Here is an 8715-nt window from a genome sequence, read left to right on the forward strand (position 1 = left end):
CGAGACGGGTGCCGTACCTGGAGCGGGTGCCGTGCGCGAGACGGGTGCCGTACCTGGAGCGGGTGCCGTGCGCGAGAGCGGGGCCGTGCGCGAGAGCGGGGCCGTGCGCGGGACGGGTGCCGTGAGCGGGGCGGAGGCCGCGGCGGCGCCCGGTGAGCGGCGTCTCCCCAGCACCCCCGGCTGGAGCGCGGCCCCCGACCTCGGTGCGCCCGCCACGCTCGTCCTCCTCCGGCACGGCGAGACCCCGCTGACCCCGCAGAAGCGTTTCTCGGGCAGCGGCGGCACCGACCCCGCCCTCTCCGCCGCCGGGCGGGAGCAGGCGCACCGGGTCGCGGAGGCACTCGCCCGGCGCGGCACGGTCCAGGCCGTGGTCGCCTCCCCCCTCGCCCGTACCCGCGAGACCGCCGGCATCGTCGCCGCCCGGCTGAACCTGGACGTCACGATCGAGGACGGGCTGCGCGAGACGGACTTCGGCGCGTGGGAGGGCCTGACCTTCGCCGAGGTCCGCGAGCGCCACCCGGACGACCTGGACGCCTGGCTCGCCGACCCGGAGGCCCACCCCACCGGCGGCGGCGAGAGCTTCGCCGAGACGGCCGTCCGGATCGCCGCCGCCCGCGACAAGCTGGTCGCGGCCCATGCGGGCCGCACGGTCCTGCTGGTCACGCACGTCACCCCGATCAAGACCCTGGTCCGGCTCGCCCTCGGCGCGCCGCCCGAGTCGCTGTTCCGGATGGAGCTGTCGGCGGCCTCCCTGTCGGCGGTGGCGTACTACGCGGACGGCAACGCGAGCGTACGGCTGTTCAACGACACCTCGCACCTGCGCCCCTGAGCCCGGCCGCGGTTCGCGCCAGCCGCTCGATCCGCCCCCAGTCCCCGGCGGCCACCGCCTCCGCCGGGATCATCCAACTCCCGCCCACACAGCCGACGTTGGGCAGGGCCAGGTACTCCGGCGCGGTCTGCGGGCCGATCCCGCCGGTGGGGCAGAACCGGGCCTGCGGCAACGGCCCGGCGAGCGACCGCAGGTACGCCGTGCCGCCCGCCGCCTGCGCCGGGAAGAACTTCATCTCCCGCACCCCCCGCTCCAGCAGCGCCACCACTTCCGAGGCGGTCGACACCCCGGGCAGGAACGGCACCCCGCACCCGCGCATCGCCGCCAGCAGCGCCTCCGTCCAGCCGGGACTGACCAGGAAGCGCGCCCCGGCCGCCGTGGCGGCGCGCGCCTGCTCGGGTGTGGTCACCGTGCCCGCCCCCGCCACGGTCTCCGGAACCCGCTCGGCGATCGCCCGGATGGCGTCCAGCGCCGCCGGGGTCCGCAGGGTGACCTCGACCGCGGGCAGCCCGCCCGCCGCCAGCGCCCGCGCGAGCGGTACGGCGTCGGCGGCGTCGGCGAGCACCGCGACGGGCAGGACGGGGGCGAGGTCCAGCACGGAGCCGGCCGGGGAGGAGGGCAGCGGCGAGGTCATGCCCTCATCGTGCCCAGCGGGTGCAGTGCACGCAATGAGCGTTGCGTATGTTGCAATGGGCCGGTGGCTCAGTGGACCTCGTCCACCAGCACGTCCAGCGCCCAGGCCTTGCCCGGCTTCCCGGGGGCCTCGGCCTCCACGGTGTACCCCAGGTCCCGCAACGCCGTCACCAGCTCGGCGGGGTCCCGCGGCGCCGGCCCGGCGGTCAGCAGGCTGCGCACGATCCGGCCCTTGGTCGCCTTGTTGAAGTGGCTGACGACCTTCCGGGTCGGCGCGTGCAGCACCCGGACCGTCGCCGTCCGCCCGGCCACCTCGCCCTTCGGCCGCCAGGCCGCCGCGTACGCCGAGGACCGCAGGTCCAGGACCAGACCCGTCCCGGCCGCCGCCGGCAGCACCTCGGCCATCGGAGCCCGCCAGTGCCCGGCCAGCGCGCCCAGCCCCGGCAGCTTCACGCCCATCGAGCAGCGGTAGGAGGGGATCCGGTCCGTCACCCGCACCGCGCCCCACAGCCCGGAGAACACCAGCAACCGGTCGGCCGCGCGGCGCCGGGCGTCCGCGTCCAGCGTGGCCAGGCCCAGGGCGTCGTAGAGGACACCGGTGTAGATCTCGCCGGCGGGGCGGGCGCCGGCCGTGCGCAGCCCGGCGTTCTTCGCGATCTCGCCCCGCAGGCCCTCGCTCAGCCCGAGCACCTCGCGGGCCTTCCCCTCGTCCCCGGAACACAGCTCCACCAGCTCGCCGAGCACCGCCTCCCGGGCGGCGGTCAGCCCCGGCAGGGACAGGGACCCCAGCTCCAGCGGGGCGCCCTCGCCCGAGTTCGCCTTTCCCTCCGAGGGCGGCAACAGGACCAGCAACACGTACTCCTCACCTAGACCTCCGCCAGGGTACGGGCCGGCGCCGGCCCGCCCGCCCCGGCCACGGCATGAAACGGGGCCCCACGGCGTTGCACCCCGGCAGGGGCGTCGCCAGGGGAGGCTGCGATGGGGGAACAGGCACGGTGGACACGGGCCCGGCTGGGCCGCTGCGGGCCGCCGCTCGACCTGCTCACCGCGAGCTTCCGCCGGCACGTCTACGCCCCGCACGCCCACGACGAGTACACCATCGGGGTCTGCGTCGGCGGCTCCGAGGTCATCGACTACCGGGGCGGCCACATCCGTACCGGCCCGGGCCGCATCGTCGTCCTCGAACCCGGCGAGATGCACACCGGCGGCCCCGGCAACCCCACCGACGGCTACGCCTACCGGGCCCTGTACGCCGAGCCGTCCCTGCTGGCCGACGGCACCCTCGACGGGCTGCCGCACTTCCGCGAACCCCTCGTCGACGACCCCGCGCTGGCCGCGGCCCTGTGCGCCGCCCATACGGAACTGAGCGCCTGCCCCGACCCCCTGCAGGCCGAATCCGCCCTGCCGTGGCTGCTGACCGCGCTCGCCCGGCGGCACTCCACCGCCAGACCGGCCGCCGGCCGCGTTCCCGGCGCCGCCGCCATAGCCCGCACGGTCCGCGACCGCCTCGCCGACGAACTCACCGACCCGCCCTCCCTCGCCCTGCTCGCCACCGACCTCGGCCTCTCCCGCTACCAGCTGTTGCGCGCCTTCCGTACGACGATGGGCATACCCCCCTACGCCTGGCTCGCCCAGCACCGGGTGACCAAGGCGCGGATCCTGCTGGAGAGCGGCCTGCGCCCCGCCGAGGTGGCCGCCCTCGTCGGCTTCGCCGACCAGGCGCACCTGACCCGCTGGTTCCGCCGGGTGCTCGGGGTGACGCCCGCCGCCTATCGCAACAGCGTTCAAGACGGGCCGGGCCCCGGGGGCCGACACTCGGCCGCATGACTGCACGCGGCTGGTTCCTGTTCTCCCTGATGGGAGTGGTCTGGGGCATTCCCTATCTGATGATCAAGGTGGCGGTGGACGCGGTGTCCCCGCCGGTGGTGGTGTTCACGCGCTGTGCGCTCGGCGCGCTCCTGCTGCTCCCGTTCGCCCTGCGCCAGGGCGGTTTCGGCACGGCGGTACGGACCCACTGGCGGCCCCTGCTGGCCTTCGCGGTCCTGGAGATCATGATCCCCTGGTTCACCCTCACCGACGCCGAACGGCACCTGTCCAGCTCGACGGCGGGCCTGCTGATCGCGGGCGTGCCGATCGTCGGCGTGCTCCTGGCCCGGCTCCTCGGCGACACCGAACACCTCGGCGTCCGCCGCGTGACGGGCCTGGCCCTCGGCCTCGCGGGGGTGACGGTCCTGACCCTGCCGCACCTCACCGGGGGCGACGCCCGTTCCCTGCTGGAGGTCCTGCTGACGGTCCTCGGCTACGCCGGCGCGCCCCTGATCGCGGCCCGCCGCCTCAAGGAGGTCCCGTCCCTCCACCTGACCGCCGCCTGCCTGACCCTGGCCGCCCTGGTCTACGCCCCCGCCGCCGCGCTGACCCGCCCGTCCGCGGTGCCCGGGCCCACCGTGCTGGCCGCCCTGGCCGGACTGGGCGTGATCTGCACCGCGGTGGCCTTCGTGGCGTTCCTGGAGCTGATCAGGGAGGCCGGCCCCAGCCGGGCCACCGTGATCACGTACGTCAACCCGGCGGTCGCGGTGGCCGCGGGCGCGCTGTTCCTGCACGAGCCGCTCACCCTGCCGGTGCTCGCCGCGTTCGCGCTCATCCTGGCCGGCTCGGTCCTGGCCACCGCCGCCGGTCCGCGGCCCGGTCCGCGCCGGGTACCATGGTCGGCACGGCAGACGAGCCGGGCGGACGGCCGCGTGGAGTCCCCCTAGGGGGCTTCCCGAGGAACGTCCGGGCTCCACAGGGCAGGGTGGTGGCTAACGGCCACCCGGGGTGACCCGCGGGACAGTGCCACAGAAAGCAGACCGCCCGGGGCTCCGGCCCCTGGTAAGGGTGAAACGGTGGTGTAAGAGACCACCAGTGCCCAGGGTGACCTGGGCAGCTAGGTAAACCCCACCCGGAGCAAGGTCAAGAGGAAGCACTCCGGTGTTTCTGCGCGGACGACCGAGGGCTGCCCGCCCGAGTCCGCGGGTAGACCGCACGAGGCCGGCGGCAACGCCGGCCCTAGATGGATGGCCGTCGCCCCGGGCTCCGCGAGGAACCCGGGGAACAGAACCCGGCGTACAGCCCGACTCGTCTGCCGCCCCCTACGTGGGACACCTGGCGGTCGCAGGTCACCGCGCCTTCGGCGCGTCCGCGCGTCAGGAAGCGAGCGGCTCCAGCTCGAAGATCACGCTGTCCGCCGGGGTCTCCACCCGGTGCTCGGCGACCAGCCGCCAGCCGCCCTCCTCGAACACGCCGCGCCACTCCTGCAGGGTCGGCAGATAGACGCCCATCATCCGGTGCGCCACCTCGAAGCCCAGCGTGAAGACCGGGATCTCGCTGTCCGGGATGGTGGTGGTCCGGGCCGTGTCCCCGAGCAGGAACCGCCGGACGTTGGGGAAGGCCGCCCGCAGCCGGCGCAGCGAGGCCACGCAGTTGTCACGCGGCCACAGGTCGTGTCCCATCAGGAAGCTCGTCAGCAGGTCGACGTCGGCGAACTCGGCATGCGGAGCGGGCGCGGTGGCGTCGTCCAGGATGAACGAGATCCGGTCGTCGAAGCCCGATTCCCGGACCGCTTCCTCGGCCACGCTCAGGGCGCCTTCGGCGATGTCGATACCCAGCCCGGTCGTATCCGGGTTGCCGCGCAGCACACTGATGATCCGCTCCCCGCTGCCGCAGCCGAGGTCAGCGATCTTGGTGAACTCCAGCTTGTCCACGACCCCGTGGAAGACCGGGTCGAAGAAGTTGGCGTTGATGTCCCGGCAGGCGACGGCTATCGCGGAGGAGTCGCGCCGGTAGAACTGCCCGGTCCGGTTCTCGTTCCGCAGCACGGCGGGCATGTCGGCGAACAGCGCCGCACTGCCCCGGGACAGCCAGTGGTAGAAGGCCTTGGCCCGGAAGACCTCGGCGAAGTTGACGTCGGGGAAGACCATTCCGGCGCTGCGCTGCACGATGCGCACGCTCGCCAGGGCCTGGAACATGCCCTCGACCGCCGACGGGTCCAGGTCCTGGCGCTCCGCGAACTCGGCGATGTCGAGCTTGTCGTGGTCGGCCAGCTCGTCGAGAGCGCCGGCCTCCCAGGCCGCGCCGATCGCGGACGAGGCAACGCTGGCGTTGAAGATGTCGGAGGGCGTCATTCTCGCCGCCTCCACCACCATGTTTTCGGTCACGTCCTTGCCTCCAAACGAAGAGGGGATACAGCAAGCAGGTAGCGCCCGCCCGGCGTGGCTGCCGGGTGTGTCATGTGAGCCGGGCGAGGAGAATGCGGTGCATGGGCGTGTCGACCAGTGCCGTCCGGCACAGGCCCGCCCGCTCGAGCCACTGGTCGTACTCGGCGAGCGAGAAGCTGTCACCGCCGCCGGTGACGAGCATGGACGCCGAGAAGAGGCGGAAGAAACGGTTGTGGGGCGAGTGCGGCTCACTGTCGTCGTCCACGATGTGGTCGACGATCGCGACCACCCCGTCCTCGCGTACCGCCTGACGGGCGCGGTGCATGAGCTCCTGGGCACCGTCGGCCGTCTGCAGATGGAAGATGTTGACGAGCAGGACGAGGTCCTGGCCGCCGGGCCATGGCTGCTGGAAGAAGTCCTGGGAGACCGGGCTGAACCGAGCACCCACATTCAGCCGTTGGGCCTGTTCCTCGGCGATGGGCACGATGCGGGGATCGTCCAGACCGGTGGCGGTCAGTTCCTTGAACCGCTGCAGGAGCAGCTGACTGTAGATGCCGGTCCCGCAGCCGACGTCCAGCATCGAGCGGGGCGTCTCCTCCTTCCAGCCGGTGTCCGTCAGCAGCCCCGCCAGAGCCTCGACGATGGGCGGTGCCCAGAAGTTGATGCCGCGGGCGACCGACTCGTAGTCCTCGGCCGAGAGCTGGTTGGCGCGGTAGGCCCCGGAATCGTCACGGGCCGGGTGCCTGACGTGCTGGGCCAGGTCGCGCCAGGCGTCCCAGCCGATGGCCCGGTCGTACCGGATCCTGCCCGCGAGGCTGTAGAGCCCGCCCGGCAGCAGGCATTCGGCCATGCCGTCGGCGAGCCGGTACCGATGGCCCCCCTCCGGGGCGCTCTCCCGGTACACGATCTCGTAGCAGGACAGCCCGTCCAGCAGCACCCGTACACCCAGCGGGTCGGCGTCCAGGCGCTCGGCCAGCTCCGCCGCGCCGGCCGGGCCGTCCGCCAGGGCGACGAACGCCCCGAGGTCGAACGCCGCCTCGATCAGGCCGGGTGCGAACATCGCCACCAAGTGCTCGTAGACACGGTGCGAAGCCCGTACGACGGCGCTGTCCCGGGGGTCGCCGATGAGTTTCGTGCTGTCGACCAGGCGTGGCAAGGACCCGCCCGGCGGCGACGCCGCCCTGTCCGATGCCCCGCCGTCTTCCTCTGCACCGGCGGGAGTGTCCACCGTTGCCATCGATCCCCCCTCGCGTCAGATGTAGAGCACGACCGTGCCGGCCTCGACCGCCACGTCGTAGGTGGCCGCACGGGAGCGGCCCAGCTTCACCACCGGGCAGCCGGTGCGCGCATCGATCTCGTAGTTGTGGAAGGGGCACACGACCACCCAGCGGTCGGGGTCGGGCATGTGCCGGCCGTCCGGTCCTGCCTGCCACATCCGTTCCAGCTGCCCTTGGGAGAGCGAGGCTCCGTGATGCGGGCAGTAGTCGGACATGGCCCGGTACTCGCCGCCCGGGAAGGCCGCCACGAGGATGCGTCGCCTGCCCGTGGTGAACAGGCGCATGTGACCGGGCGGGAGTTCACCGACCGGACACACCTCGTGGCGGGTACGGCCGGCGGCACGGGCAGCGGTCGTCATCGTGCGTACTCCCCGATCCGGTAGAACTTGGCGGCGTTGTCGTAGAGGATCTTCTGCTTCAACTCGGGGGAGAAGCAGGAGGGAAGTGAGCGCTCGGGGCTGTCGGAGTCCCAGTGCGGATAGTCCGAGGAGAACATCAGGAACTCGTCGGTGCCGACCATCTCGAACATGTCCAGCAGGTGCTGGGGGTTGTCCGGGTTCTCCATCGGCTGCGTGGTGAACTTGACCTGCTCACGGATGTATTCGCTGGGCAGCCGCTTGACCCAGGGGATCTCGCGGCGCAGCGCCCGGTAGTTCTTGTCGAACCGCCACATCAGATGCGGCAGCCAGGTCCAGCTGGACTCGACCATGACCACCCGCAGCGAGGGGAACTTGTCGAACACCCCGCCCGCCACCAGGCTGATCAGCTGAGACTGCCAGGCCTGGGCCGCCGCGGTGTGCCACTCGATGAAGTACGGGGGCAGGCCGACCGCGGTCTCGGTGGTGGTGCCGTGGTGGAATCCGATGGCGAGGTCGTGGCGGACGGCAGCTTCGTAGATCGGGTGGTAGAAGTCCCGGCCCAGAGTGTCGTGGGACATCGCCGGCAGCATGATCTGCACGATCTTCGGATGGGGGCCGATGCGGTCGATCTCCGCGACGGCGGAGGCCGGGTCCTGGGCCGCGATGTGCATGCAGCCGAGGAACCGTTCGTCCTTGCGCAGCCACTCCTTGATCAGCCAGTTGTTGTAACCGCGCGCGATCGCGGTGGCGAAGTCGGGCTGGACCTTGAATTCGGTGGGGTAGAGCAGACCGGTGAGCAGGGCGTACTTGATGTTGTACGGGTCGAGGTGCTGCTCCCTCATCATGTTGAGGTCGCCGCCCGCGCGCTCACCGGGCGTCCGGATCGTGTCCGGCCTGGCCACTCCGCCGGTGGTGGGCCATGTGTAGGGCAGGTGGGTGCCCGTCCAGTTGTTGATGTGGATTCTGCTCCGATAGGGCTCGTCAATATAGAAGAGAAATCTCGGCCCGGAAATCATCTCGTGAACGTCGGTATCGATGACAGGTGCGAGCTGCGGCGCCGTATCCGCTTTCTGCTCATGTCCGTCTGCAGTGACCGTCATAGGGTCTCCTCGTGCTTATGGAAGACTCGGCGAGGAAATTGAGAAAAGCGGTGTTGATACGTAGCGGTTCAGGCGGAGACAGCGCCGACGTACTCGCTCATCATTCCAGAAATGCGGTAGGCGTACTGACGGTTCCGCCTGACCTGGAGCAAGGAGAAATCCACCAGATCCGAAAGAATGTCGATAGTCCCGGAGCTGGGTGTGTCGCCGTCGGCGGCGCTCTCCAGGACGTCACGGATGGAGAATTCCTCGGGCAGCCGCACGAGCTGCCGCAGAACACTGCGCTGGGAGCTGTCGAGCAGGCCGTAGGCCCAGGCCATGCTG

At 71.7% G+C, this 8715-nt stretch carries 9 protein-coding genes, 1 other RNA gene and 1 pseudogene; 4 read left to right on the forward strand and 7 right to left on the reverse strand.

The window, feature by feature from the left end:
• Nucleotides 1-829 (forward strand): histidine phosphatase family protein (locus IE312_RS35455; protein WP_229900833.1); only part of this gene is annotated, 829 nt, incomplete at its 5' end.
• On the opposite strand, the gene eda is transcribed toward IE312_RS35455, so the two are convergent.
• Nucleotides 801-1463, reverse strand: coding sequence for a bifunctional 4-hydroxy-2-oxoglutarate aldolase/2-dehydro-3-deoxy-phosphogluconate aldolase (gene eda, locus IE312_RS35460; protein WP_189986418.1), 663 nt, complete (start codon nucleotides 1461-1463; stop codon nucleotides 801-803). The two genes, IE312_RS35455 and eda, sit on opposite strands and share 29 nt — an antisense overlap.
• Nucleotides 1464-1531: 68 nt before the next feature.
• Nucleotides 1532-2314 (reverse strand): peroxide stress protein YaaA, encoded by a 783-nt coding sequence (gene yaaA, locus IE312_RS35465; protein ID WP_189986420.1) that lies wholly within the window; start codon nucleotides 2312-2314, stop codon nucleotides 1532-1534.
• 126 nt (nucleotides 2315-2440) lie between these two features.
• On the opposite strand from yaaA, the gene IE312_RS35470 reads away from it, so the two are divergent.
• From IE312_RS35470 to rnpB, 3 genes and pseudogenes are all read left to right on the forward strand, one after another.
• Nucleotides 2441-3289: a helix-turn-helix domain-containing protein gene (locus IE312_RS35470; RefSeq protein WP_189986422.1), complete on the forward strand. Its 849-nt coding sequence runs from the start codon at nucleotides 2441-2443 to the stop codon at nucleotides 3287-3289.
• 59 nt (nucleotides 3290-3348) lie between these two features.
• Nucleotides 3349-4065, forward strand: a pseudogene (locus IE312_RS44220) (DMT family transporter); the annotation flags it as partial.
• Between the two features lie 115 nt (nucleotides 4066-4180).
• Nucleotides 4181-4583: RNase P RNA component class A (gene rnpB / locus IE312_RS35485), an RNA gene on the forward strand.
• Nucleotides 4584-4644: 61 nt separating this feature from the next.
• Here the strand turns inward: rnpB and IE312_RS35490 are convergent.
• The 5 genes from IE312_RS35490 to IE312_RS35510 all read right to left on the reverse strand — a co-directional run.
• A complete protein-coding gene (locus tag IE312_RS35490) occupies nucleotides 4645-5655 on the reverse strand; it encodes a class I SAM-dependent methyltransferase (RefSeq protein ID WP_229900834.1) in 1011 nt (336 codons plus the stop codon).
• Between the two features lie 70 nt (nucleotides 5656-5725).
• Nucleotides 5726-6811, reverse strand: coding sequence for a class I SAM-dependent methyltransferase (locus IE312_RS35495; protein WP_189986426.1), 1086 nt, complete (start codon nucleotides 6809-6811; stop codon nucleotides 5726-5728).
• A 96-nt stretch (nucleotides 6812-6907) separates the two neighbouring features.
• Nucleotides 6908-7291 (reverse strand): Rieske (2Fe-2S) protein, encoded by a 384-nt coding sequence (locus tag IE312_RS35500; protein WP_189986434.1) that lies wholly within the window; start codon nucleotides 7289-7291, stop codon nucleotides 6908-6910.
• A complete protein-coding gene (locus IE312_RS35505) occupies nucleotides 7288-8307 on the reverse strand; it encodes an amidohydrolase family protein (RefSeq protein WP_229900835.1) in 1020 nt (339 codons plus the stop codon). The genes IE312_RS35500 and IE312_RS35505 overlap by 4 nt, the downstream gene beginning before the upstream one ends.
• 152 nt (nucleotides 8308-8459) lie before the next feature.
• Nucleotides 8460-8715 (reverse strand): hypothetical protein (locus IE312_RS35510; RefSeq protein WP_370467681.1); only part of this gene is annotated, 256 nt, incomplete at its 5' end.

It is taken from the genome of Streptomyces capoamus (genome assembly GCF_014654935.1).
Taxonomy (GTDB): Bacteria; Actinomycetota; Actinomycetes; order Streptomycetales; family Streptomycetaceae; genus Streptomyces; species Streptomyces capoamus.